The organism is Pseudonocardia sp. C8 (assembly GCF_014267175.1).
In the GTDB taxonomy this organism is placed as follows: Bacteria; Actinomycetota; Actinomycetes; order Mycobacteriales; family Pseudonocardiaceae; genus Pseudonocardia.
Genome location: NZ_JACMTR010000001.1, coordinates 1 through 22,646 on the forward strand (window position 1 = coordinate 1; position 22,646 = coordinate 22,646).

Sequence of the window (22,646 nt, forward strand, 5' to 3'; positions counted from 1 at the left end):
CGACAGGTCACCCGCCACCAGCAAGATCATTTGATGCATAGGTGTGGAGGTCTTCAGTGGGATCGAGGGAGGATCTAGGATGAGGACAAGAGGAAGCAAGAAGATGATCTAGAAGGGGTAAAGAGACGTGGTGGACTGAGCAGACAGAGGACAGGGTGGACTGGAAGATCATGACCAGGAAGAACTGGGCAGGGGGCAGTGATCGGGTAGCAGGTGGGGCAGCTGCACGGGGCAGCCGGAGGCTGCCGCCAGGCTGTGGTTCGGGGACACCGAATGGTGGCCTTCACTGTGGCATCTGGGTCACCATCGGATGGCCCGACGACGAGATCAGCGACCGCCGAGCGGGCGCCGAACGGTCGGGCCGGAAGCAACGGACAACCTCGGGGGTGGCCCACGGTGGCGGGGAAGAGCAGAACCAAGAACGACCGACAGGTCCGGGACCGGATCGCCGAGCTGGCGGCGGCCCGGGATCGCCTCGACGCTGAGGAGGCTGAACGCCGCCGGCGTGAGGACGAGGCGTTCGAGCGATACGCCCGCGCGGACGCCGACGCCGTCCAGGTCGTCGCGGAGCGCGACCGGACGCTCGCCGATCTCGAGGCGCAGGCGCGGCGCGTGCGCGACGATGCCGATGCCCGGCTCGGCGAGATCGAGCAGCGGCAGCGCGAGATCCTCGCCGAGCTCCACCGCGGCGGCCGCAAGGCCGACGACTTGGCCGCGATGTTCGGGCTTCCGGTCAAGCGGGTCCGTACTTTGCTGCGGCAGGCACGGCCCCCGTCCGGGTCTGCCGAACCGGCGGCCACGCCGCAGGCGGGCGCCGGCAGCGATCCCGCTTACCCGGCCATCCCGGTGGCCGACACCGAGACCACGGTGGCCGCGCCCCCGGCCGAGCGGGCGAGCGCCTGACCGGATGCCGCGGCACTCCGCCGGCCGCGATGCTGGCCGCGCGGAAGGACTGTGCCGCCGTAGGCGGGTCCGCCGAACGCTCGGCCCGGCGCGGGCCCTGAGCGCCTCGCGCGCCGGCCGCGCCGATCTGCCGGCGCCACCGACGCTGGCGGACGGGCCGCCTCGTGGCGCTCCCTCGCTCGCGGTACCGGTCCGGGGTCGGGTGAGCGCACGAAGAAGGGCCCCGCCCTTTGGCGGGGCCCTTCCTGCGGTGGGCGGTCAGGCGGGCTGGCGGGCGTGCCAGTCCGACACGGTGAACCGGTCGGTGGCCTTCAGGCAGCGCCAGTCACGATTGAGCCGCGCGTTCCGCTCGTCGGCGTTGGCAGAGGTGGCGGCGATGTGGTCGCAGCGGGCGATCAGCACATCCGCGCGGGTGGCGGTCGCGGGCAGGATCGGCACACCCGCGGTACCGCTTTCGCGGCAGTCCTCGCACAGCCCGTCGTCGTGGGTGCGCTGCTGGTCACGGGTCGACCGCTCCACCCCACACGCCACGCACGGCAGTCCCTTCATGGGCGGCACCGCCGCGCGGTCGTAGTCGAGCTGGTCGTAATCGGACTGCTCGTCGGTGACCGCGGCCGGGTCGTCGCGCTCGTCGAAGTAGCGGCGCGTCGCGGTGTCGTTGTCCGTGGCGCGCTGGCTGCGCCGCGGCTGCGGGGTGCCCTGGCGGGTGGCCACCTCGCCCGGCCTGCGGCGGGCGTACTCGCGCCGCTCCGCGCGCGTGGCCCGGACGGCGCGCTCGGTCTCCTTCGCGGCCTCGGCGCGACGCTCCGCCCGGGGTGCGCACGCCTCCACCAGCTCCCGCCCGGCGGCATCGCTGATCTTCCACAGGTTCCGCAGCTCATCGAGCATGACGGCCGGGTGCTTCTCGAGGGCGGCGAGGATCTGGCCCAGCAGGGCGCGGGTCTCGGTGTCGGCTGCGTCGGCGATCCGGGCGGTCCGGCGCCGCGCCTCACGGGTCGCCCCCCGGGCGATCAGGTCAGCAACCTGGCCCAGCTCCTCGGCTGCGTCCACCGTCGTCGTGTCGGTCATGGTGTCCATCGCGACTGCACTCCCTAACGTGGCCGGTGATCAGAAGTGGGTGGGCCTTGCGGCCCGTGAGGGGCAGCGGGCGTCGTCCCCGCTGCCGCTTCGCGGCGGTCGCACGGTCTCCGAGGCTCGACGTCAAGGGCAGCCCGGAGGGCTGTCGCCGAAGGCGACGCGGAGCGCCCTTGATGTTGAGTGAGACCGTGCTCAGCTTTAGGGCCGGAAGGTCCACCTACCCCGCCGGCAGGCGGGTCCATCGGTTCCTGGGCCCGCCGCGGCCTTGAGCGGCCCTACGACACGGGCGGCCGCCGGAGGGCAGGGACCATCCGTCTGCCCCGCGTGGGGTTGCGGTGATCACCCGAGAGTGGCGGCGAGGAACCCGGATCACGGGCCTGCCTCGTCGCCGCCAAAGCGGCGCGCGTACTCGAGCTCCTCGCTGATGTCGAGCGCCGCGTTTTCGGCGTCCCACATTGCGTTGTCCGCGGCACGCTGTTCGGCCTGAGCCTGGTGGACTGCCACGTTCGCTTCGCACACGGCGAGGTAGTCGGCGAGGGTGGGGTTGTCGGCGCCGTTGCGCCGCACACGCGCGTTGTGCTGGTCGCAGAGCACCTGGCCGAGGCGGGCGGTGGCAGCGGCCAGGTCCGCCGCCCGGTGGTCCCGGGTGCGCAGCGCGGTGTCCAGGCTAGCGTTGCGAGGGTCCTGCTTTTGGGTCAGGTCGTCGGTGTTCTCGCTCATGATCTCTCCTGGACGTGCTCGTGGTTTGGTGACCGGGCCGGTCTCGGCCGCGGTGCTGCGGCGCCGGAGGGAGGCCGGTCACGCTCTGCGACGGGTCTGTTCCTGCGCGAAGGGCCCCACCCGGCGGCGGGGCCCCTGCGTCGCCGCCGTCAGAAGGGCGGCTCGTTGTCGCCGGGCTCGTTATCGCTGATCTCGGTCGGCCCGTACAGGTCGACGAGGAGGTCCTCGAGCAGCCGCTGCTCGCTGATGCTGAGCTGGGTGGGGATGGCCCCGTCGAGGGTCCAGAAGCCGGTTTCGGGGTCGACGCTGACGCGGCGGGTAACGCTGGTGCTGTTCATCTGTGGGCCTCCGGTGCTCGGTGCGGCTGGAACGCGGCGCAGCCTCAGCACGCCCGGGGTGGGGCCCGTAGGGCCGGCGGCGGTTCTGGCTGGCCCATCCCGGTGTGACCCTGTACGCGACGCTGCCCGGCGCTCCCCGGGGTGACGGGGTCTCACCGGGATGGGTCGGCCGGGTTCGTCGGCGCTTGCCCTGCCCCGGGTGTGCTGACCTTCGGGCGATCCAGACGTGCCGAGCACCGGAGGCCCACCCCCACTACCTGCTGCCGTGGACCGCACCCTGCGTGCCCGACCGACACCGGGCTGGTGACCCGGCCATGCCCACCGGCACCGGGCTGGTGACCCGCGCACGTGCTGGCACCCGGCCCGGTCGTGCCCGAGGCCTCAGACTCCGGGCTCGGCCTCCGGCTCGACCTCGCTGATCTCGATGTTGTGGGCGATCGGCACCGACAGGGCCGAGCTGATCTCGTGTTCACCCGCGCAGCGAGGGCACGGCACGCTCTCGCCGGCCTCGTGCTCGCCGGGCACGATGCTCATCGCGTCGGTGCACCCGTCGCGGAACTCGACCACGGTCGCGTCGCTCAGCGCCAGGCCGTCCTCGATCCGGGGGTTGACGATGGGGAAGTGCTCGCTCATCACGCGTCCTCCTCGCTGTGTGCCTGGGGTGGTGCGGCTGGAACGCGGCGCTGCCTCAGCACGGCCCGGGTGGGCCCGTCAGGGGCGGCGAGGCTTGAGGTGCTGGCCCGCACGGGGTGGGATCGGCCGCCAGGCCGACGAGCGACAGCGAGCTCGTCCCACCCGTGCGGTGTCGGCGCCGGTCATCGCCGTGGACCCACCCGGGGTGTGCTGACCTCCGGGCGATCCAGCGGTACCACCCCAGGCCCGCGGCGAGGTCCGGGGTGCGTGGCGGGGCGGGCTCCCATCGGGCCCGGGTGCCGGTCAGGGCATGGGCAGCAGGGTGGCGCCCTCGCTCACCGCGGCCTGCTCGGTCAGCCGACGGAACTCGGCCCGGACGCCCGGGACGCGGGCCGGGTCACCGACCAACAGCGCCTCCAGCTCCGTGACCGGCCACCGGACCGTGACGCCGTGGCGGGCCAGGTAAAACGCGAGATACCGGATCTGCCACCGGTCACCGTGGTCGAGCCAGGCGTAGCCGAGTAGCTGCCACACCCACCGCGCGATCCGCGCGGGCTGATCGGCCCGCAGCACGGTCTTGACCTCCACCAAGGTGTCGCCGACCAGAAGATCCGCTTCCGCCCAGTGCGGGACCAGCACCGGCGAGGCGAAGCCGAGAGTCTGGCCGGAGCGCGGGTCACCGGCCCATCCTCGCCAGGTCGCGAGCGTGCCGGACGATTCGCCGAGTCGGACGAGCGCGGCGGTGTCCTCGACGACTGCCTGTGGTGCCAGCTCACGCAGCTGCTCCACCGTCGGTGCCGCGCTGGTCTCCACGATGTGCGCGAGGGCCGGCGGGGTAGTCCCGGACCGGTAGCGGTCCTCGCCGAGGGTCCATGCCGCGTAGGTACGCGCGAGCGCGGTCTCGGCACCGTGCGTCCCGACCGTCCCGGTCGGGGCGTGGCTGCTGTGAAAGACACGCCCGCGCTGGGCCAGCTCGGTGAAGACGGTGTCGCCGGCCCGTGGGCCGTGCGTGTCCGGGCGCGGCGCGAGCAGCGCCACGACGTCGCTGGGGGAGGGGCGCAGCCCGACCGCGACCTCGGTCAGATCGGGTTCCTGGGCGAGCACGGCCCGCTGGGCCGAGTAGGTGGCCGCGATCGCGTTGCTGGCCTGCGCCGAGACCACCTCGGCCGCGACCAGCCCGTACAGGGCCGCGTACGGGGCGGCGTCCTGCACCAGCGCGGCAAGCCGCGCACTGACCACCCCGCCCACCGTGGGCCAGTGCCCCGCCCCGACCCGGCCCGCCGGCCGCAGCACCGGCGCCGGGGCCGCGGCCGCGCGGATCCGGTCGACCACAGCACCGGTGCCGGGAAGATTCGTGGCACACCACCGCGCGAGCACGCCCTGCTGCAACTGCGAGCTCAGCGACATCACGCGCCTCCTGTACTGGACGACACCGATCGCTGCCGTCCGCGGGTCAGCTCCTGATCTCCTCACCGTCGTTGTCCGGATCTCCGATCTCAGAGCGCGGATCGTCGCGGTGGCCGATAGTTCGCGGGGCCTGCATGCCGTAGTTCATCCCACGGGTGACGGTGCGTTCGGCTTCGGCGCGGGTGAACCCGTCGATGCCGATGTGCGCGGCGGCAGCCTCGAGCAGGACGGCCTGGGCGTTGTCGGCGTCGAGTTCCCCGCCTCCGACGAGCTGACCGAACACCCGTGCGGCGTCGAGCAGGGTGATCTGGCGGCGGCCCTTCGCGGCGCGGGTGACCTTGTCGGTCTCGTCGCGCAGGATTGCGGCGATGTAGGCATTCGCGCGCTTGGTGGACAGGGCGCTGCGCGTCGTGGTCGGGCGCTGGGGTGCCGGTGGTGGGGTGAGCAGTGTGGCAAGCCAGGCGGGGAGAGCGGCGATCTGGCCGTGCTCGGCGACCAGGTAGGCGCCCTCGGGGCGGACGCTGCCGGCGCCGACGACGAACCCGCCGCCGGCGCGAGTGTCGATCAGTGGGCCGAGGCTGTGCCCGTGCCCGCCGTGGGTGTTGCGCAGCTGCAGGCCCTCGGGCATCCGGTAATAGACGTGCTCCCCATCCGTTGGCGTACGGACTGAGTAGGTGTCGGTCAGTGTTTCGCCGTGGCGCGCGGCGAGCTGGTCGAGGACCTCGCGGCCGGTGGTCGCCCCGCCCCAGTCGGCCACGGGTTCGGTGCTGGTGTCGAGGTCGATGACCACGATGCCGGACGGGCCGCAGGCGATCCCGACGTTGAACCGGGCCGATTCGTCGCCGGACCACCAGCGGCAGATCTGGGCGCGGTCGCGGGTGGCGCGCTGCTCCCAGCCCTGATGTCCCTCGGCGCAGATCCCGCGCCGGCGGCAGCGCTCGGCGCTGTGTCGGGGCACTGCCGGGAGCTTGCCTCCGGGCTGGACCGGGAACACGTACAGCCCGGCGGCGGCGGCGTCGAGCGCGACCCGGCGCAGGCGTGCCACCTCACGGTCCAGCCGCGGCCGGGCACGTCGCGGCATGCGCGCTGCCTCCTTCCTCCCGGTTTGGGCGCTGCTGTCGCCGACAGCATCGCACCGCGGGCCGGCAGGGTGGGGGCGGTTGGTGCTGGTCGTGAGCGTCATGAGGGTGCTCCTCCCGTCGTCCGTGGACCCCGTGTCAGGCCGGGTGGGATCCGGGTCGGCCATCTCGGGGGCAGGCGGTGCGCCTGCCCCTCGGGGGCCTTGCCCCGCGGGCGTGCAGAGGCTCATGCGTCCAGGGCAGCCCGGAGGGCTGTCGCGTAGCGACGCGGTAGCGCCCTTGAGGCGTGAGGAGCGCGCCCGCAGGATCGCCCCGGATCCCTCTGGTATCGCCGTGCGGCGCAGCCGCTCCACGGGGCCTGGCGGCGCGTCGTCCCCGCGGCTGATGCCCGGCGTGCCGGACGGGTCAGCTGGTGGCCAGGTGGTCGTCGGCGACGGCGTCCATGATCAGTTCGTCGGTCTCGGCGCCGTGCCAGTAGCCGGCGCGGCGCAGCCGCCCGGCGTGGCAGAACCCGGCCTTTTCGTAGGCGGTGATCGCGCCGGTGTTCGGCGCGAGGACCTTGAGCCACACCGAGCGCAGCGCGCTGATGGTGAACGCGTAGTCCAGCGTCAGCCGGGTCGCCTCGGTGGCCAAGCCGCGACCGCGGCCGTCGGCGCCGAGCAGGATGATGAACTCCGCGGTGCGTACGTAGTGGTCGATGCGCAGCGCGCTGGTCCCGACCGGGACGGGTCCGCCGTCCCGGGTGAGGTCGTAGATGGTGAACCTCGGGATGGTGCCCATGCTGCGGGCCTGGGCATCGTAGCCGGTCAGGCGCGCTTCGAGCGATTCAGGGGTCTGGCGGCCCATGCCGGCGATGACGGTGGGCTCGTTCTCCCACTGCCAGTACAGCTCGGCCAGCTCACGGGTGAACGGGCCGAGCGCGGCCCGGTCACCGCGCATCCACAGCAGCGGTGCACCCGGGATCGGGTCGGCAGCGGCGGTGTCGGCGTGGGTATCGGTGGAGGTGGTCATGGGGTGGCTCCTCTCGCCACCCGTCCGTGGCCGTGCGCAGGCACGGGAGCGGGTTCGGGCAGCTGGATCAGTGGTGTGAAACGCAGCGTGGAGGTGGGCTCGCCGACGGGGCAGCCGTCGAGGCTGAGCCAGGCGTGCAGCCTGATCGGATCCGCGGCGATCCCGTGGCACCACCCAGCTCGCCGCCCGGTGAGGGCGAGGGCGAGCATCGCCGCGACGGTTTCCTCCAAGCACGCTGTCCGGAACGGAGAGAGGCGCCCGATGACGCGCACACAGTCTAGGACCTGCGTGACCTGGGTGTCGCGCGCCGGACGGCGCGCGACCCGGGAGGCGGCGCGGACGAGGCGCAGTAGCCGTGAGAACGCGTGAGCCCGCCGACCGGTCGCGCGCACGAGCAGCACCGTCGCCAGCGCGAGTACGGCGATGGGTGTCCAGGTCGGTGCGAGCTGTCCGCGTTCGTGCAGCGCGCCGGGCGCTTCCTGGGTGCCCCAGCTGGGCCCGGGCGCCGGAACCGGGACGACCGGTGGTGTCGTGTCGTCCGGTCTGACCGGGCGCAGGAACCCCGTGCACGACAGGCTGGCGGCCAGTGCCTCGGCCTCGGTGCCCGGTGCCTGGGCACCGGTGGCGTCGAGGGCGAGGAATGCCGTGCGCTGTGCCCCGATGAGTGCGCGCACTGCGCCGGTGCGCTCGTGCAGCAGCACGATGGTGTGTCCGAGGTCCGCGGCCCGGACCTCGGACGGCCGGCCGAGGGGCGTGGTCATCGTTGTGCCTCCGATCCTGAACGGGCCGTGGCCCGCGACGGTGGGTCGTCGGGGGGTGTGGCCCAGCGGGCGGCCGCGGGTGCTTGGTCGATGGCGCGCAGCCACACCTCGGCGGCCAGCACGGGGTTGAGCTGGTGGAAGCCGATGCCTGGGGCGCCGGCCGCGGCTCGGGTGAGCAGCGCGCGGTAGCGGGCGGGGTCGATCAGGCCGCGGGCGGCCAGCGCGCCGTCGACGAGCCCGGTGAGGGCCTCGAGGTGGGCGCGTAGGCCCCGGTACTGGTCGGGGGTGAAGTCCCCCTTCGTGCGCCGGGTCGTCACTGTCTCGGGCAGCAAGCCGGTCATGGCCTGGCGCAGCAGCGGCTTGTAGTCGCCCGGTCCCGCACGCAGCGGTCCGGGTACCGCCAGCGCGGCGTTGACCACGCTGGGGTCGGTGAACGGGTTGTGAAGGCTGATCCCGTGGCGCTGTTCGGTGATCTGTGCGTCGGCGCGTGCGGTGCGGGCCACGGTCCGCATCGCCGTGCGGGTCCGGGCGGCCTCGCCCGGCTCGCGGCGGCGGGCGGCCGCGCGGGCCCGGGCGAGCAGCGGCCAGACCGCCGTTCGGCGCAGCCGGGCCCAGCCCAACGCGTGTCGGACCAGCATCGTCTGCGAGCGCAGCGTTGCTGTGGCGGCGAGGTCGGGCAGATACCCGGGCTGCGGCCCGAGCAGGGTGTCGCCCCCGTCGCCGGTCACCAGGTCGGTCACCGAGTGTCCGGCCAGCAGGCTGAGTTCGGCGTCGAAGCGGGCGATCGCGATCGTCGACGGCGCTGGTTCATCGGTTGCCGGGACGAGGTCGAGCATTCGCCCGTACGGGACGTGCCGGTCGGTGAGCGGGCAGCGCAGGTGCTCCAGCGACCGGGTCCGCCCGGTCAGCCCCGCGCGGGCGTAGTCGACGGCCGCGCGGGCGCAGTCCAGATCGCCGCCGGCGGTGATCCCGGCCGGGTGCACCGTCACCGCGAGAACGTCTCCGGCAACGGTGTCGCCGCGAGCGGGGCGGTGGTGGGCGAGCAGCATGGCCAGCGATGTCGAGTCCATCCCGCCCGAGCAGTCCGCCGCGACCCCGCGGCCGCTCGTGTCGGCCTCGGCGATCCCGGCGACCGCGTCCTGCAGAGCGTGCCGGAGGCGGGCAGCGGGCCGGGCCGGCGGGTCGCCGGCGTCTGTGGCAAGTGGCCGGCTCGTGATCGAGGACGAGGTGATCGTCAGCCTCGTCTCGGGAGGCACTGCGGTGACCCCGGCGAACGCCGAGCGCTGCCCGAAGGTGGCGCCCGGCTCGTCAGTGTGCCCGGGGTGCAGGTGCTCGTGTAGCCACGTGTGGTCGACGTCGGCGCCGCTCAGGGCGGCCAGTGCGAGCGAGCTCGACCCCCACAACGGGGTCCCGTCCGCCGCGGTTGCGGTGTAGACGGGCTGGACCCAGCCCGGGTCGGTGAGCACCACCGTGGCGTGCTGGGTCACTTCGACGACGGTGTAGGCCCCGGCGAACGCCGTGATGGCGTAGTCGGGAACACCGCGGCGAGCCCACTGCTGCAGCAGGTGCGGCTCGCAGCGGGCGCGGCCCAGCACGGCCACGGTCCTGCCGGCATGACGCACGGTCGTGACCTGCGGTTCTGGCCAGTCGCCGCACAGCCACGCGGCCCGGACGTCCCCGGCCAGGGCGCGAGCCGCGGCCGGGAATCGGATGGTGGGGTGGCCGGCGCCTCGGCCGCCGAACCATCGAATGTTCATCTGCTGACCTCCCCGATCGGGTTCTCGACGCACCGGGTGGTGCACCGAACGACGAGGGCCCGGTGAACGTGTCGTTCACCGGGCCCTCGCGCCGCTCGCCTGACTCAGGCGTAGACGTAGCGCTTGTCCTCCGACGTGCCGGAACCGCCGCCCTCGGTCAGGACCGCGGCGTCACCCAGCTCGACCAGCTCGGTCTCGTTGTGCTGCGACATGCAAGATCACCCCCTTTCGAGGTGTTCGTGGCGGGCGCTCGGTCTCCTGCCCGGCCGTACCGGCCGGTGCGGGGCCCACCGCCGGTCGCGGTGGGACGTGACTCGCCCGCACCCGCGGGCCGCCGAACCGGGGCCGCGTGCTCGCCCGACCGGCGTGACACCACCTCGTCGCACAGTCAGGAAGCTGGAGAGCGAAGTCGGTGGTGTCACCCGTGTCGGGTGCCGGCATGCGCGGCATCGGTGGGAAGGCGGCGGGCGGGTGCAGAGTCACCACGGGCCCTCCGCGGGCGGAGGGCCCGCGAGCCGTGTCGATGCGCGGGGCGATCGAAGGCGGGTGCACGTCGTCGTGGCCGGTGCTGTTCTGGTGGGGGTCACGAGCTCAGTTCCCTTGGATCAGTGGGTGGCCGGTCCGGGCGAGGCCAGGTCGTTGAGTGCGTGGCGCCAGTCGGGGCGGGTGGCCTCGGTGAAGGCGCGCAGCGCCTGTTCGTCGACCGGTTCCGGGTCGAGCACGGTGACGCTGCCGGCGGGCAGGAACCGCAGCGCGTCCTCGCCGGTGACCTGGATGCCGACACGCTCGCGGCCGTCGCGGGCGTAGCGGTCCGGCCCGATCCAGCGGACTTCACCGGTGATGCCGACGTTCTTGCCGCGCTGGGTCAGTGACCGCACCCGGCGTCCCACACGGGGTGCGGTGGTGCGGGCTTGCTCAGCTGCGATCAGGTGGGGCAGCAGCCGCTCCCGGTACCAGGCCAGGGCCGCGTCGCGGGCCTGGGGCGTGGCGTCGATCGTGGCGAAGTTGTGGTAGGTCCAGCCCCGGGTGCTGGCGTACTCCCGAGCGGTGACCTGTTCGCCGTCCCAGACCACGGCGATGAAGTCGCTGTCGTCGTAGCCGTTGCGCTCGTAGGTGGCCAGCACCGCGCCCACGTAGGAGCGCTGGGGGTCGCCACAGGCCCGGCCGCTGTTCTTGATCTCGGTGGTGCAGGCGGGCCCGCACACGGTGATCGCCATCGGGTACCTCCCGGGTGGATGGATCTGCCTCGTCAGCGCCGGGGATCAGTCCTCGGCGGAAGCCGCGAAAGGCGGCGTTTCGGCTGTGGAGTCGGTCGGCTTGTGCCGAAGAGAGCGACCGCGGGATTCGCGGGGCGGGACCGCCGGTCAGGCGCTGGCAGCGAGCCAGCGGTCGAGGGTGCGTGGGCTGATGCCGTACTGCGCGGCCACCGCCACGCGTCGGGCGCCCTTGCGGACGACGGCCACCGCGGCAGCCCGCCGGGCCTGCCTCGGGCTGTGCCCGGCGGCCCGGCGGGGGCCGCCCGCCCGCATGCGCCGGCGCTCTGCGGCGGTCGTGGCGCCCCACACCCCGTCCGCGCCGAGCTCGAGCGCCCGTGCCAGGCAGGCCGCGGTCATCGGGCAGCGCCGGCACACGGCCTTGGCCTCCGCGACCTGCCGGTCGGCCGGGCCGCCGGTGCCGACCGGGAAAGAACTGCTCCGGGTCTTCGGCCCGGCAGGGTAGGTCGTGGTCCAGGAAATCCATCACTGTTCACCTCGCATCTCGGGCTCGAACAGGGCGCAGCCCCGCAGCGAACGGGGCCGGTGTGGAGACCGGGCGGGGCGCCGCCGTGCGGCAAGGGCGCCCCGCCCGGCAGCCGCCGGGGTCAGCCGGCCGGCTGGGGAGCGGTGGTCGAACCGCTGGGCTCGCGACGGGTCCGGCGGGTGAGCGTGGCGGGCGCGCGCCGCAGGTCCGGGGCGATGGTCTGGGCCCGCAACTCGGTGCGCCGGACCGGGTAGTCGGCCCCCTCGGGGGTGAAGGAGTTGTCGGCGAGCTTGCCGATCACGACCACGGCGTCGCCGGCCGCGAGGGAGTTGGCGGCGTTCTCGGCCAGGGCCCCGAAGGCGACCACGTCGGTCCAGACCGGCTTGGCGTCGCGCCACTCGCCGCTCTGGCGGTCGAAGTAGCGGTCGTTGCAGGCGATGGAGAACCGCAGCACCGCCTCGCCGGTGCGCTCGCTGAAGACCAGCTCGGGGGTCTTGCCGAGGTTTCCGGCCAGGGTGATCTCGTTCATGGGGTGCCTCCTGAAGGGGGTGTCGGGCTGGTTGGTGACGCGGCTCTGCCTCAGCGCGCCGGGGTGGGGCCCGTCAGGGGCGGCGGGGGTTCGCGCTGGCCCGAACGGGTGGGAACCGCGTCAGCGGTCCGAGCCCTCGGCGAGGCCTGTCCCACCCGCTCGGCGTCGGCGCCGGTTCATCGCCGCGACCCCCACCGCGGTGTGCTGACCTGCGGGCGTCTCCACACCGAGCACCGACACCCTTCCCGAGAGGCCCCGCCAGCGGGCAGGGTCACCGCGCGGTCCGTCGGCCGTTGCCGCTGGTGGTCGTGCGGTCGCGCTAGCGCGGGGTGCCGCCTCTGCCTGCGCGGTCCTGTCGTGGCTGATCGCGGGCCTCGATGCCGTAGATGCCGCAGCAGGCTTCGACCGCGGCCCAGCCCTCACCGCGTACCGGCCTTCGCAGACGACGATGAGAGTGGTGTGATGGTCCGTGCTAGAGGTCAGTGCCAGATGACGTCGCGGTCCTGGTCGCGGGCGAACAGGGCGACCTCGCGTAGGTCGCCGAGTCGGTCCTGTAGGTAGCCCGCGGGGCGGCCGCAGTCCACGACCGTGCCGGCGGCGTTGAGGGCGTGGGTCGGGACGCCGGGATCGGCGGGCGCCAGAGCAAGGGCCAGCTCGACGCGGCCGAGCAGCTGCTCGGCCGGTAGTTCCCCGACCAGGGGGGTGTCCTCGTCCGGGGCCGGGCCGGCACCGGGCGGGGACGTGTGGACGTCGTCGGCGCCGAGCTCTGCGACCAGACCGAGCGCGCGCAGGAGCAGCATCGCGTTCCGGATACCGACGTCCAGGCGCGGTTCGGAGTCGGTGCTGTAGTGGACGACCACGAACGGGCGGTAGGCGTGCTCACCGCAGTCGGGGTCGCTGCAGAACCGGCGATGGTCGGCCAACCCGGCGAGGGCGGTCTCGTGGTCGGCGAAGTAGCGCCGGTCCTGGGGCGGATGCGCCGCACACAGGATGCTCGCGCCCTGCTCCACCGGGCCGCCGGGCGGGGGAGCGGGCATGAAGGTGACACCCATCAGGTTCACGCCGTCCTTTCGATCGAGTGGGCGAGCACCCCGGCCCGGCCGGGGGCTGTTGGTCAGTGGGTCGCCGGTCGGGCCGGCGCGGCGCCGCGGGCGATGGCCAGCAGCGCGTCCGGGTCGGTGAACCAGGCGCGTACGACGTCGGTGGTGTCGTGCTTGTCGAACCGGGCCGCGAGGCGTTCGAGACCGCCGGGGACCCGGCGTTCGATCTCGCCGACCAGGTCGTCGATCGGGTAGTCGAACCCGTGGCCGCCGTAGAGCTCGGCGTACTCGGCCAGGGCCAGCTGTTGGAACAGGGTGTGGTCACCGAGCTCGCGCGCCGATGGGCCGCCGCCGCGTCCGGGGCCGGGGCGCCGGTAGACGATGCCGTCGTTGAGCGCGACCTGCAGTGGCGGGTTGTCCGGGAACTGCTCGGCCAGGTCGCTGGTGTCGATCGCGACCCGCAGCTGCGGGCCGGGGGTCCAGTAGACGCTGACCAGGACACCGCCGACGCGCAGCGCAGGGCGTTCGTCGTCGCTGGTCTGGGGCAGGAACTGGGCCTCGCGGTTGAGCCGGTCGTGCCCCTGTCGGGTGTGGGTCTGGGTCTGCGTCATCAGGGATCTCCTTCGTGCCGGGTGCGTCGACACCGCTCGGGGCGGGGCGGCATGACCGCCCCGGCCCGAGCGATGAGTGCCTGGGTCAGTCGGACTCGTCGGCGCCGGTGTCGGTGTCGGGGTCCGCCGGGTCCGACTCGTCGTCGGCTGCGTCGTCCTCGTCGACTGGGTCGGTGGTACCGGCCTCGTCGTCCCCGCCGGCGCCGCCGTCGGAGTCGACGTTGGAGTCGACGTTGGAGTCGACGTCCGGGGAGGTGTGGTCGGCGGCGGGGTCGAGGGCGAGCTGTTCGACCTCGGACAGCGGGTAGCCCCACTCGTGCAGCTGGGCGAGGTAGCGCTGCGTGGCCGGGTCGGCGTTGCGCCAGTTGCCCCGGTGGGTGCTGGCCTCGAAGGCGCCCAGCACCATGGCCAGCGACAGCAGCGTCGCCCGGGCCGCGCTGGTCGAGCGGGCGGCCGCGGCGAGCGGGTTGACCCGACCGCTGTAGTAGCCACCCCCGTGCGGGGTGTCGAGCCCGAGCAGCTGGCAGGCCAGCGCGTTGCCCGACTCCATCGCCTTGCGCAGGGGGTGGGCGCCTTGGCCGAGCTCGGCGGCGACATAGATCGCCGCGCCCTTCGGCGCCGCCTTCTTGGCCAGCAGCTCGGCCAGCCACTCGCGGCGCACGGTCTCCGCGGAGGCCCACGCCTTGTTGTTCTCGATCACCCGACGGCGTTCGGCGCGCTGGGCCTCCTTCTCCGCGGCCGCCCGGGCGGCTCGCTCCTCCTCGCTCTCACCCGCAACGTCACTGCCGCCACCAGCGGGGAGGCGCATGCTGTCGCGGAGGGGGGCGTGTCCGTGGGCGGTCGGGTCCAGGCACAGCCAGTGGACCCGGGCCTGGTGGTCTTGGCCGTAGGGGCGGACGGTGATCACTGCGGCGGCGTGGCCGGGGCAGCTGCGGTGGGTCTCCTCCTCAAGCGCGGTGTCTTCGGGGGCCTCAGGGTTGGGCCGCAGCCGGTAGAGCTCGGTCGCGTCGGCGTGGCGGTGGTCGTCGCGGTCGATGACGGTCACGCCGGCCGCGGTCAGCTCTGCGACCGCAGCCGCGTGCACCTGCTTCTCGGCGCGGTCGTCGCGCAGCCGCTGGGTGAAGTGGCGGAACCGCTCCGGCTCGCGCACCGCGACGGTGGTGAGCAGCTTGACCGCCTCGTCGTCGTCCTCGAACTCGGCGATCACCGACATCTGCATCAGGTCCAGCTCGTAGCGGGACCCGATCGCGACCGCCCGCTGGCTCTGGGCGGCCTGGGTGGTCTGGCGGACCCGGTCGGCCTTGGTGCGGACGACCTTGGCGATGTCGGAGGGCTTGAAGTTGAGCCCGAGCAGCTGCTGGTGTGCCGCGACTTCCTCGGCGTCGGTGATGCTGCGGCGGTGCTGGTTCTCGACGAGCTGGTCGACGATCCGCTCGGCCTGCGCTGCCCGGTAATCGTCGCTGTCGGTGTCGGCCGTGTCGCCGTGTTCGGGGGCCGGTTCGGGGGCAATGATCACCGGCACCTGGGTCAGGCCGACCCGGACTGCGGCCAGGGTGCGGCGCTGACCCTTGCGGACCACCAGCGTCCCGTCGCTGGCGCGGCGGCGAACGGTGATCGGTTCCCGTACGCCGCGGTCGCGGATCGAGGCGCAGAAATGCGCGTCGAGGTTCGCGTCGAGGCGAGTGTTGCCCTCCAGCTCGAGCGTGCCCGGATCGACCAGGGCCAGCCGGCCGAACGCCGCCGCGTCCGCCACGGCCGATTCGAGGGCAGGGGTCGGTTCTGCGGTCATCAAGACCTCCCACAGTGGTGCGACCCGCCCCTGGCCACGTGCACACACGACGAGGGGCGGTGCGCCCCGCGAAGCCCGGGGGCGCACCACGTGGCTCGGGCGGCCGGGGTGCCTGGGCCGGCGGGGGTTCTGCCGTGGTCACCGCGGCGTGGACCCGCCCTGCTGTTGCCGCCGACCGATTGGTGCGCTGTGGCGGGTTCACCCGGGGGGATCCCACGGCAGGTTCATCGCCAGGGCCCGGGGACCCGGCTGCCAGCGTGTGTCCGCCCCGTGGCCGGCGGGGCGGACACCCCGCTGGCTTCCTACCCCGAACCGTGGTCTGTCAGGTGGTCGTGACCGTGCGGGCAGACCGGCTGGTGGGTGTGCGGGCACTGACGCGCTGGCACCACCTCCACATCGGTGGTGGCCGCGACGTCGGCGAGAGCACGTGCCAGAGCGGGCAGCAGCCGGGGATGGACCCGCAGCCGCACGCGCGCATAGGTCGGCCAGCGGCCCCCACCGCCGAGCCGAATCTCCTGCTCGGGAGGGTCGGTCACCTCGTGACCGAGCTGGACGTCGCTGATCTGTACGTGCTCGACCGCGCCTCGACAGGGGTGCTCGGTGGCCAGCGTCAGCTCGGGCAGATGTGGCGAGCCGGACCTCTCGACGGTGCCGGGCAGCCGCGATAGATGCTGCTCGGCCTCATCGAGGAGAGCTCCCTCGGCAGCGGAGAGGCGTCGGCGGCGGCCCGCCACTCCCGGGCGACGGGCCGCACCGCCCGGTAGGCCCGCAGCAGTCGCCGGCACACGTCAGCAGCGATGTGCTCGGCCGGGCGGGCCGGGGACACCGTGATCGTCGCGCCCAGCTCGCGCATCGGCACATCGCGGGCGTCGTCGGGGTCGCTGCAGCGCACGATCATCCGTCCCGCCTGTGCGCCGTAGCCGCGGATGTGCAGCTCCAGGCGGTCCCCGCCCGCGCTGATCAACCGGACCCGATCGTGCTCGGTGACCCGCCAGGTTTGCTGATCGATGGTGCTCAGCGCGGCCGCGACTCGCGCGCCGATCGCACCGACGCTGCACTCGGGGCGGTTCACGCGGTCACCGCCCCGGCCGCCGGAGCAAGCAACCCGCTACGGCGCAGGCCAGCGGCCATCTCCGCGGCCAGACCTCCCAGGGTCAGCACGCCAAGCTGCCGGCCGAGGACCAGCGCCTCGTCGAGAGCCTTGTCCAAGGCCTGTTCGAGATGGGACGTGAGCACCGGTAGTGTCGGATCGTCGCCCGCCGGGTCAGGCCCGGGGTCGACCCGGGCAGCGAGCTCGTCGAGCAGCTCGTCGTGGGGGGCCTCGATCTCGTCGTCGAACTCGACGTCGGTGAGCCCGATCGCCTCGAACGCCCGCCCGACATGCTCGATCAGGTCGCTGCCACAGATGCCGCCGTCGCCGTCCTGCAGCCGCGTCCAGGCCACGAACAGCCCCAGGATCCACCGGTCTGCCGCCCCACTGGTGCGCATCTCCCACGGCGTGTGCTCGTCCGGGGTGGCCAGTGCGAGCAGGGTGTCGCGCTGGCGGAGGCTGGCCGGTGCGGTCCTCAAGTTCTGGTGGCGGTGCAGCACCGGCAGCAAGCCCTCCGGGGCGGTGGTGTCGGTGTGCCCGGCCTCGGTCAGCTCGCCGTGGCGGTTCCATCCGCTGTAGGCCCATCCGGTCCGCCGCCCGTCCTGCTCGGTCGGGGCGAACCACACCTGCCCGCCGAGGGCAGTGGTGAACAAGAACGAAGCCTCGCCCGGGGCGGGCGGCTGGGTGATCCGGTCCGGGTCGATGCCGCGGACGGCGAAGATGCGGCGAAGGTCAGCCAGGGTCGTCATCGGAGTTCGTTCGTCCAATCTCTGCAGCGGTCGGTGGGGTGGGAGGCAGCGGTGCCCCGAGCCCGGTTCTGGGCTCGGGGCACCAAGAGGTGGTTCGCGGTCAGGACGCGGCCGGGGTGGCCTGGAACGCCGGCCGGTAGAGCTGTGCGACGTGCGTGGCATGGCCGGCCCGCTGCCACGGCTCGCCCGAGATCGCGGTGGGCATCAGCTGCCATCCGGCTCGGCCCAGCGCGGCCTCCGCGGCGCGAGCGGTCGGCTCGCTGATCTCACCGCGGGCCGGCCCGGTGGGGCGTGCACGACCTGTGTGCCCTCGACCGGGTCGTCGATGTAGATCAGCCCGGTCGGCCGGTTCCACTCCGCCCACACCGGGCGGCCGGTGGGGACGAACCCGACCGACGGGGTGGCGGCGATCCGCGAGCAGCACTGGCTGATCCGGTCCCGCCAGGCCAGCCCGGTCACGGCGGCCACCGTGGCCGGGTCGGCCAGCAGGGTCTCTGGTCGGGGCAGGGCGGAGGCCGGGACGTAGACCTCGCCGGAGCTGTCGCACTCGCCGGTCCAGAGTCCCAGGTCGGGGGCATACAGCGCGGCGGTGCCGAGGTAGCTCTCGTGCGGATCGTCCCAGGCCAGCCAGGTCGCGCCCGGCACGACCTGGCGCAGCAGCGTCGGGAGGTGGTCATCGGTCACGGCCCCGTGTCCCCAGGTGCTGGTGTAGGTGGCGCCGAGGTAGATCCCGGCCCGGTCTCCGCGCGGGTCGTCGTCGACGCAGGCCAGCTCGTGCTCGTCGAACACGACGGCCAGCGGGGTCGCCTCGCTGGGCGGGAGCTCGGCCACGGTCACGGCGAACTCCCGCGCGCTCATGCCGCCACCGCCTGCAGCGTCGTGGTGGGCGTGTGGTCCTCGGGCTGCGGGTCGCGTTTGCCGTCGAACGGTGCGATCGGGGCGAGCTGGTCGACGATGTCGCGCGCCACCTGCAGCACGGTGGTCGCGGCGGCTCGCACGACGTCCGTGTCGCCGTCGGCCCAGCCCATCACGTAGGCGTCGGTGTAGGGCTCGGAGTCCAGCCCGAACGCCTTGCACACGATGTGGGCCACCGACTCGGCCTCGGTCTCCTGGCGTCCGCGGTGCTGCACCGGCGTCACGTAGCTGAGCTGGCCCGCGAGGTGCCCGCACCGGATGTGGGCCAGCTCGTGGATGGCGGTCTTGATCCGCTGGGCATCGCTCACGTCGTCGCGCACCCGCACCAGCCGCGTCGCCGGCCCGGCCACGGTCACGCCGTTGGCCCGGCCCAGATACTCGCTGCCGGGCTCGGCCAGGGCGTACTCGTAGCCCTCAGCGCGGATCATCGCGACCACGTCCTCGTAGACCCCGGTCGGGTCGTCACCGTCGAGCAGGACGGCCTGCTTGCCGCCGTGCAACTTCACCTGGCGCCGCACCTGCACGGTGGGCACCTGGTAGTTGTCCGCCCAGGGCACGATCGGTGCGGTCTGGGACAGCTCGAAGGTCCGCTCGAACTTCCACCCCGCGACGATGACCGGCAGCCGGCCCTGCGCGTCGCGCACCACCCGTCGGCCGGTGCGTTTCTCGTAATCCTCGCGCTCGTCCTCGCGCAGTCGCCGCTTGACCGGTGCCCAGATGTTGAACCCGGTCTGGCCGGCCATCACGGTGCGCTTGTGCTTGCGCCAGCCCGAGCTCCCGTCTCGGGCGCCGTAGGCCATGAACATCCGGGGCTCGATCCCGCGGGCGCTGGCCTGGGTCATGAGCAGGATCTGGTTGCCCAGCGAGTAGCGTGCGCCCCACGCGGCCACGGTCTCGATGAACTCCAGCCACTCGACCGGGTCGGCCGCCAAGCCTTCGAGGCGGGCCAGCATGTCCTCGTGCGCGGCCTGCATCGCCTCCTGGCGGGCCTGCTGCTGCTCCTCGGTCGGCGCCGGACGCCTGCGCTTGCGGCCCTTCGCCAGCGTGCGGGTGCGGGTGGTCTGTCCCATGGCGGGCTCCGATCAGACGGATCAACCGCTCCCGCCGGCCCCGGGGAAGTGGGGCCGGCGGGAGCCCCACCGCGGGCCGCGGTGGGACGTGACTCGCCGGCAGGCCGGTGGGCGGCGCGGCGGGGCCGCGCGCTCGCCCGACCGGCGTGACACCACCCCTGCCGTCCCAGAAGCGAGGCATCGTCGGCGAGTCGGTGGTGTCACCCGTGTCGGGTGTGGCTGGTGCGGCATCGTCGGGAAGTCGTCCACCGGCCTGCAGAGTCGCCAGGCCCACCTCGGCGCGTGCGGCTGCCAGCCCGCGCCAGCTAGGGAGGCGATGGACTGTCGTGCCGTTCGCGATGGACCCCCGCCGGGATGCGCGACACTCAGACCGGCTGTCCGGGGCTGAGCAGGAAGGTTTTGTCATCGACGCGATCACGGCTTGGGCGAGTCCAGGCCTGACCACCGACAACGACACGATTCCGCCCACCCGCGTCGCCTTTCGTGACGGTGACGTTCTCGATCACCGTCACCACCGCGGATCCCCGCCCTGGCGCAGATCCGGGCGATGCGATCACTGCGGGCCTGCTCGGCCGGGGGTTCACGCTGCTGACCGGCCACGACCCACCCGCGCTGCAGCCTGCGCCGGCGCTCGCGGGCTGGTGGTCGATCTCGGCCACCGGGGGCGGATACAGATCACCGCGCCCGGTGAGCTGTTCTACGACGGTGACCTCGGCCCTGCGGTCCCGGAAGGTTGGTATGACACGGCGCGGGCCCTCGGCCGGCTCACCATCCTGACAGCCACCCAGCTCGATCTGCACCGCCCCGACCGCGGGGAGCAGACCCGCCAGGCCTTACTAGCGGGCCGCCTGGTGGCCGGCCAGGTCCGCGTGCGGTTCGGCGGCGAGTAGCCGCCTCACGCCGCCACCCGATGTGGGGCAGGCGACCACACCACGCACGAGACCATTTCGAACTGACGTTCGATATTCGGGTATGGTGGTCACCGGTGCCGCAGGGTGTGGGGGAAGCACACCCTGCGGAGCCGTTCGTGCCAGAACATCGCGAGAGGCGTTGGTCGTGGTGGGCGAGAACCGTCGGTACGAGCGCTACGCGCGCCCGGTCGACCCGGAGATCGAGGAGGAGGCGTCCGCGTTGCGCACGATCGCCGGTCTCCTTGAAGGTGGCACCGCGCTGATCCCAGATCGCCAGCTGGCGGCCCGGATTGCGGCGATCTTCCGGGCGACGGCGGCGGAGTTGTCCGGGGGCCGACCGGTGCCGCTGCAGGTGCGGCGCACTGTCCGGCGGGCCGCGGACGCGGCCCGCGGATTGCTCGATCCCCGTCGTCGTACCGGCGGATCGGGCTGATGCGCGCCGAGCGGGAACGGGCCGCAGCCCGCCTCCGCGACGAGCGAGCCCTGGTCGCCGCCTTCGCCCGCCGACTGCGCCACCAGGCCATCAGGGACAGCTACGCCGGCCTCCGCGGCCAAGACGTGAGCCTGGCGATGGCCGCGCTGCTCGACAGCATCTCCTTGGCCCTGGACGAGGTCCCCGACCAGGTTCGTCGCGACGCCGTTGCCGCCGCCCGCCGCGACCGGGACGGCCCGGATGGCCCCAACGATCCGCGGGCAGCCAGGGGCGGTCTGCTCCGGCCGTGAGCTGGCATCTGCGGGGGTGCTCCGTCAGCCTCGCTGGTTCGATCAGGGATGGAGGCTCAACCACGTCCGGGGTCGCTTGGTGGCGCCTCCGACGGTGCCGGCTCGGTCGGCGGCGCGGCCGCCGTCGGCTGCGGTGCTGGGTGGGGTGAGCCCTCATCGCCGCCAGGCGTGGGCGACGGTGTCGGGACAGGGTCCCAGGTCGGTTCGGGCGGCATCGGGGGCGGTGACGTCGGCGCGGGCGGCGTCGTTGGGAGCGGTGGCACGGATGAGGGCGGCACCGGTGGTGCGCTCCTGCCTTCGGGAGTGCAGTAGTAGCCGGGTGCCCGCGGGATCGGCGTGCAGTACATCCAGAACCCGCCCCTGGAGCTGCCCGGTGGCGGGCCGCTCTGGGTGGGTGAGTCGGCCGTCGGCCGCGTCGGCCGAGGTGGGCTTGCCTCGGCGGTATCGCACGCGGTGAGTAGCGTCCCTGCTGCGATCACCACGACGGCGGTAGCGCCGGCTCGAACGGCCCGGAACGGCGTGCGGCATCGCACAGTTGCTCTCCCTGCGTAGTCGGTCGACTACCGCTTAGACGTCTCCGCAGAACGGAGGTTGATGTTGCACGGCGACATTCCGAGCCAGGCAGACGGCCCGGCTGCCCGGGCCAGGCCAGCGGGCGATTCCGGGGGCCAGGCCGCCAAGTGGATCACGGGTCAGTCCTGAGTTTTGTCGTCGGTCTCCTGGCCTGAGAAGTCGGAGGTCCGCGTGGGGACCGTGGTCTGACCGCAACATCCACAGAGAAACGCGCCGCAGCTGGCGACCGACTCCCGCAAAGACTTCTTAGGTTGGAGCGTGCGCCACCCATGACCCGCAGTAACCGCAGCCGTCGCGGCCAGCGTCCCCCACTGACCCGATCACAGATCGTCGCCGGCGCGATGTTCGTCGGCATCCTCGTGATCGCGAGCGCCGTCAAGAGCGGCTCGGACGAGGCGGCGACTGAGGGCGCCAGCACCAGCAGCGAGAGCACGGCCACCTCGACCGTGCAGGCGATCCCGCCGACCGGGGCGTCGGCGCCGGCGTTCGCCGTGGCACCACCGCCGGATCCGGACGACGCGGAGCCCCATCGAGACGGCCAGCAGCGTCTCGTCTCGCGGGTCATCGACGGCGACACGATCAAGCTCGCCGACGGCGAGGAAGTGCGCGTTCTCGGGATCGATGCGTGCGAGGCCGGAACCCATGGTGGTGAATCCGCGACGATCGCCGCCAAGAGCCTGATCCAGGTGATGGTGACGCTGCGGACCGAGCCCGGTGCGCCGGACCGTGACCGGTTCGGACGGCTGTTGCGGTACGTGACGCTGCTCGACGGCAGCGACTTCGGCGAGGCGATGGTGCCTGCCACCCACACCGGCATCTATCAGGGCGACAACGACGCCTCGGCGGCGTATCTGAGCAGGCTCGAGGCCTTGGACGGCGCGGCGCGCGACTGTGACGGGCCGGACCTGACGCCCGAGCCGCAACCCAACAGGTCCGCGCCCGACCCCGACCCCGACCGGCACCGGCCGCGGGAGCCCGCTGAGGAGTGGGGAACCCTGTCGGGGGGATGCGAACCGGGCTACTCCCCGTGCGTTCCGTCCTATCCGCCGGATCTGGACTGCCCTGACCTCGCCGGCCCGTACGTGGTGACCGGCTCGGACCCGCACAACCTGGACGGCAACAACGACGGGGAAGGGTGTGAGTGATCCGAGGCGTCGCACCCGGGCGTCATCAAATGTGTCGAGCGTGGTCCGGGCGTGCTAATGCGATCCCATGTCCGA

The 22,646-nt window shown here is 73.1% G+C and carries 26 protein-coding genes, 1 other RNA gene and 1 pseudogene; 5 read left to right on the forward strand and 23 right to left on the reverse strand.

From position 1 onward, the window contains the following. The first annotated feature begins 396 nt into the window (after window positions 1–396). Window positions 397–903, forward strand: coding sequence for a translation initiation factor IF-2 (locus H7X46_RS00005; RefSeq protein WP_186357429.1), 507 nt, complete (start codon window positions 397–399; stop codon window positions 901–903). 258 nt (window positions 904–1,161) lie between these two features. Here the strand turns inward: H7X46_RS00005 and H7X46_RS00010 are convergent, their stop codons facing one another. From H7X46_RS00010 to H7X46_RS00115, 23 genes and pseudogenes are all read right to left on the reverse strand, one after another. Then, entirely contained in the window at window positions 1,162–1,980 is an 819-nt protein-coding gene (locus H7X46_RS00010) for a hypothetical protein (protein ID WP_186357430.1), read from the reverse strand. A gap of 369 nt (window positions 1,981–2,349) precedes the next feature. Continuing rightward, window positions 2,350–2,700 (reverse strand): hypothetical protein, encoded by a 351-nt coding sequence (locus tag H7X46_RS00015; RefSeq protein WP_186357431.1) that lies wholly within the window; start codon window positions 2,698–2,700, stop codon window positions 2,350–2,352. 149 nt (window positions 2,701–2,849) lie between these two features. Then, on the reverse strand, window positions 2,850–3,038 hold the full coding sequence (locus tag H7X46_RS00020) for a hypothetical protein (RefSeq protein ID WP_186357432.1): 189 nt from the start codon (window positions 3,036–3,038) through the stop codon (window positions 2,850–2,852). A gap of 381 nt (window positions 3,039–3,419) precedes the next feature. Then, entirely contained in the window at window positions 3,420–3,671 is a 252-nt protein-coding gene (locus H7X46_RS00025) for a hypothetical protein (protein ID WP_186357433.1), read from the reverse strand. Between the two features lie 303 nt (window positions 3,672–3,974). Next, window positions 3,975–5,078 (reverse strand): hypothetical protein, encoded by a 1,104-nt coding sequence (locus H7X46_RS00030; protein WP_255426035.1) that lies wholly within the window; start codon window positions 5,076–5,078, stop codon window positions 3,975–3,977. A 46-nt stretch (window positions 5,079–5,124) separates the two neighbouring features. Then, a complete protein-coding gene (locus H7X46_RS00035; RefSeq protein WP_186357434.1) occupies window positions 5,125–6,159 on the reverse strand; it encodes a bifunctional DNA primase/polymerase in 1,035 nt (344 codons plus the stop codon). A 403-nt stretch (window positions 6,160–6,562) separates the two neighbouring features. Then, window positions 6,563–7,168, reverse strand: coding sequence for a GNAT family N-acetyltransferase (locus H7X46_RS00040; protein ID WP_186357435.1), 606 nt, complete (start codon window positions 7,166–7,168; stop codon window positions 6,563–6,565). Then, window positions 7,165–7,869, reverse strand: coding sequence for a lasso peptide biosynthesis B2 protein (locus H7X46_RS00045; protein WP_222131134.1), 705 nt, complete (start codon window positions 7,867–7,869; stop codon window positions 7,165–7,167). The genes H7X46_RS00040 and H7X46_RS00045 overlap by 4 nt, the downstream gene beginning before the upstream one ends. A gap of 56 nt (window positions 7,870–7,925) precedes the next feature. Continuing rightward, complete coding sequence (locus H7X46_RS00050) at window positions 7,926–9,686, reverse strand: albusnodin/ikarugamycin family macrolactam cyclase (RefSeq protein ID WP_186357437.1); 1,761 nt, start codon at window positions 9,684–9,686, stop codon at window positions 7,926–7,928. Window positions 9,687–9,790: 104 nt separating this feature from the next. Continuing rightward, window positions 9,791–9,898 (reverse strand): albusnodin family lasso peptide, encoded by a 108-nt coding sequence (locus tag H7X46_RS00055; protein ID WP_186357438.1) that lies wholly within the window; start codon window positions 9,896–9,898, stop codon window positions 9,791–9,793. A 393-nt stretch (window positions 9,899–10,291) separates the two neighbouring features. Then, a complete protein-coding gene (locus H7X46_RS00060) occupies window positions 10,292–10,903 on the reverse strand; it encodes a hypothetical protein (RefSeq protein ID WP_186357439.1) in 612 nt (203 codons plus the stop codon). Window positions 10,904–10,921: 18 nt separating this feature from the next. After that, window positions 10,922–10,988, reverse strand: an RNA gene (locus H7X46_RS00065) — hammerhead ribozyme type II. Between the two features lie 62 nt (window positions 10,989–11,050). Continuing rightward, window positions 11,051–11,149: a helix-turn-helix domain-containing protein gene (locus H7X46_RS30315; protein WP_370588546.1), complete on the reverse strand. Its 99-nt coding sequence runs from the start codon at window positions 11,147–11,149 to the stop codon at window positions 11,051–11,053. Window positions 11,150–11,164: 15 nt separating this feature from the next. Beyond that, a pseudogene (locus tag H7X46_RS29250) lies at window positions 11,165–11,426 on the reverse strand (WhiB family transcriptional regulator); the annotation flags it as partial. A gap of 121 nt (window positions 11,427–11,547) precedes the next feature. Beyond that, window positions 11,548–11,955, reverse strand: coding sequence for a single-stranded DNA-binding protein (locus H7X46_RS00075; RefSeq protein WP_186357440.1), 408 nt, complete (start codon window positions 11,953–11,955; stop codon window positions 11,548–11,550). 479 nt (window positions 11,956–12,434) lie between these two features. After that, window positions 12,435–13,007 carry a hypothetical protein gene (locus tag H7X46_RS00080; RefSeq protein ID WP_186357528.1) on the reverse strand — a complete coding sequence of 191 codons (573 nt, stop codon included), beginning with the start codon at window positions 13,005–13,007 and terminating at the stop codon, window positions 12,435–12,437. 62 nt (window positions 13,008–13,069) lie between these two features. Continuing rightward, window positions 13,070–13,606 (reverse strand): hypothetical protein, encoded by a 537-nt coding sequence (locus H7X46_RS00085; RefSeq protein ID WP_186357441.1) that lies wholly within the window; start codon window positions 13,604–13,606, stop codon window positions 13,070–13,072. A gap of 85 nt (window positions 13,607–13,691) precedes the next feature. Then, the gene (locus H7X46_RS00090) at window positions 13,692–15,395 is read right to left on the reverse strand and encodes a ParB/RepB/Spo0J family partition protein (protein ID WP_186357442.1); all 1,704 of its coding nucleotides are present in this window, start codon (window positions 15,393–15,395) and stop codon (window positions 13,692–13,694) included. A gap of 610 nt (window positions 15,396–16,005) precedes the next feature. After that, complete coding sequence (locus tag H7X46_RS00095; RefSeq protein WP_186357443.1) at window positions 16,006–16,467, reverse strand: hypothetical protein; 462 nt, start codon at window positions 16,465–16,467, stop codon at window positions 16,006–16,008. Then, complete coding sequence (locus tag H7X46_RS00100; RefSeq protein ID WP_186357444.1) at window positions 16,464–17,234, reverse strand: hypothetical protein; 771 nt, start codon at window positions 17,232–17,234, stop codon at window positions 16,464–16,466. Before H7X46_RS00100 ends, H7X46_RS00095 begins: the two co-directional genes overlap by 4 nt. 204 nt (window positions 17,235–17,438) lie before the next feature. After that, a complete protein-coding gene (locus H7X46_RS00105; protein WP_186357445.1) occupies window positions 17,439–18,092 on the reverse strand; it encodes a hypothetical protein in 654 nt (217 codons plus the stop codon). Further along, a complete protein-coding gene (locus H7X46_RS00110; protein ID WP_186357446.1) occupies window positions 18,089–19,219 on the reverse strand; it encodes a hypothetical protein in 1,131 nt (376 codons plus the stop codon). Before H7X46_RS00110 ends, H7X46_RS00105 begins: the two co-directional genes overlap by 4 nt. A 365-nt stretch (window positions 19,220–19,584) precedes the next feature. After that, the gene (locus tag H7X46_RS00115; protein ID WP_186357447.1) at window positions 19,585–19,731 is read right to left on the reverse strand and encodes a hypothetical protein; all 147 of its coding nucleotides are present in this window, start codon (window positions 19,729–19,731) and stop codon (window positions 19,585–19,587) included. 129 nt (window positions 19,732–19,860) lie between these two features. On the opposite strand from H7X46_RS00115, the gene H7X46_RS00120 reads away from it, so the two are divergent. The 4 genes from H7X46_RS00120 to H7X46_RS00135 all read left to right on the forward strand — a co-directional run bounded on the left by H7X46_RS00120 (window position 19,861) and on the right by H7X46_RS00135 (window position 22,571). Then, complete coding sequence (locus H7X46_RS00120) at window positions 19,861–20,109, forward strand: hypothetical protein (RefSeq protein ID WP_186357448.1); 249 nt, start codon at window positions 19,861–19,863, stop codon at window positions 20,107–20,109. 169 nt (window positions 20,110–20,278) lie between these two features. Beyond that, window positions 20,279–20,563, forward strand: coding sequence for a hypothetical protein (locus tag H7X46_RS00125; RefSeq protein ID WP_186357449.1), 285 nt, complete (start codon window positions 20,279–20,281; stop codon window positions 20,561–20,563). After that, window positions 20,563–20,853 carry a hypothetical protein gene (locus H7X46_RS00130; RefSeq protein ID WP_186357450.1) on the forward strand — a complete coding sequence of 97 codons (291 nt, stop codon included), beginning with the start codon at window positions 20,563–20,565 and terminating at the stop codon, window positions 20,851–20,853. The genes H7X46_RS00125 and H7X46_RS00130 overlap by 1 nt, the downstream gene beginning before the upstream one ends. A gap of 914 nt (window positions 20,854–21,767) precedes the next feature. Beyond that, window positions 21,768–22,571 carry a thermonuclease family protein gene (locus tag H7X46_RS00135; protein WP_222131135.1) on the forward strand — a complete coding sequence of 268 codons (804 nt, stop codon included), beginning with the start codon at window positions 21,768–21,770 and terminating at the stop codon, window positions 22,569–22,571. Window positions 22,572–22,646 lie beyond the last annotated feature (75 nt).

Excerpts from the sequence above, each read along its gene's own strand:
- H7X46_RS00010 (WP_186357430.1), bottom strand. The coding sequence starts at position 1,980 with ATGGACACCATGACCGACACGACGACGGTGGACGCAGCCGAGGAGCTG.
- H7X46_RS00015 (WP_186357431.1), bottom strand. The coding sequence starts at position 2,700 with ATGAGCGAGAACACCGACGACCTGACCCAAAAGCAGGACCCTCGCAAC.
- H7X46_RS00020 (WP_186357432.1), bottom strand. The coding sequence starts at position 3,038 with ATGAACAGCACCAGCGTTACCCGCCGCGTCAGCGTCGACCCCGAAACC.
- H7X46_RS00025 (WP_186357433.1), bottom strand. The coding sequence starts at position 3,671 with ATGAGCGAGCACTTCCCCATCGTCAACCCCCGGATCGAGGACGGCCTG.
- H7X46_RS00030 (WP_255426035.1), bottom strand. The coding sequence starts at position 5,078 with ATGTCGCTGAGCTCGCAGTTGCAGCAGGGCGTGCTCGCGCGGTGGTGT.
- H7X46_RS00035 (WP_186357434.1), bottom strand. The coding sequence starts at position 6,159 with ATGCCGCGACGTGCCCGGCCGCGGCTGGACCGTGAGGTGGCACGCCTG.
- H7X46_RS00040 (WP_186357435.1), bottom strand. The coding sequence starts at position 7,168 with ATGACCACCTCCACCGATACCCACGCCGACACCGCCGCTGCCGACCCG.
- H7X46_RS00050 (WP_186357437.1), bottom strand. The coding sequence starts at position 9,686 with ATGAACATTCGATGGTTCGGCGGCCGAGGCGCCGGCCACCCCACCATC.
- H7X46_RS00055 (WP_186357438.1), bottom strand. The coding sequence starts at position 9,898 with ATGTCGCAGCACAACGAGACCGAGCTGGTCGAGCTGGGTGACGCCGCG.
- H7X46_RS00060 (WP_186357439.1), bottom strand. The coding sequence starts at position 10,903 with ATGGCGATCACCGTGTGCGGGCCCGCCTGCACCACCGAGATCAAGAAC.
- H7X46_RS00075 (WP_186357440.1), bottom strand. The coding sequence starts at position 11,955 with ATGAACGAGATCACCCTGGCCGGAAACCTCGGCAAGACCCCCGAGCTG.
- H7X46_RS00080 (WP_186357528.1), bottom strand. The coding sequence starts at position 13,007 with ATGGGTGTCACCTTCATGCCCGCTCCCCCGCCCGGCGGCCCGGTGGAG.
- H7X46_RS00085 (WP_186357441.1), bottom strand. The coding sequence starts at position 13,606 with ATGACGCAGACCCAGACCCACACCCGACAGGGGCACGACCGGCTCAAC.
- H7X46_RS00090 (WP_186357442.1), bottom strand. The coding sequence starts at position 15,395 with ATGACCGCAGAACCGACCCCTGCCCTCGAATCGGCCGTGGCGGACGCG.
- H7X46_RS00100 (WP_186357444.1), bottom strand. The coding sequence starts at position 17,234 with ATGACGACCCTGGCTGACCTTCGCCGCATCTTCGCCGTCCGCGGCATC.
- H7X46_RS00105 (WP_186357445.1), bottom strand. The coding sequence starts at position 18,092 with ATGAGCGCGCGGGAGTTCGCCGTGACCGTGGCCGAGCTCCCGCCCAGC.
- H7X46_RS00110 (WP_186357446.1), bottom strand. The coding sequence starts at position 19,219 with ATGGGACAGACCACCCGCACCCGCACGCTGGCGAAGGGCCGCAAGCGC.
- H7X46_RS00130 (WP_186357450.1), top strand. The coding sequence starts at position 20,563 with ATGCGCGCCGAGCGGGAACGGGCCGCAGCCCGCCTCCGCGACGAGCGA.
- H7X46_RS00135 (WP_222131135.1), top strand. The coding sequence starts at position 21,768 with ATGTTCGTCGGCATCCTCGTGATCGCGAGCGCCGTCAAGAGCGGCTCG.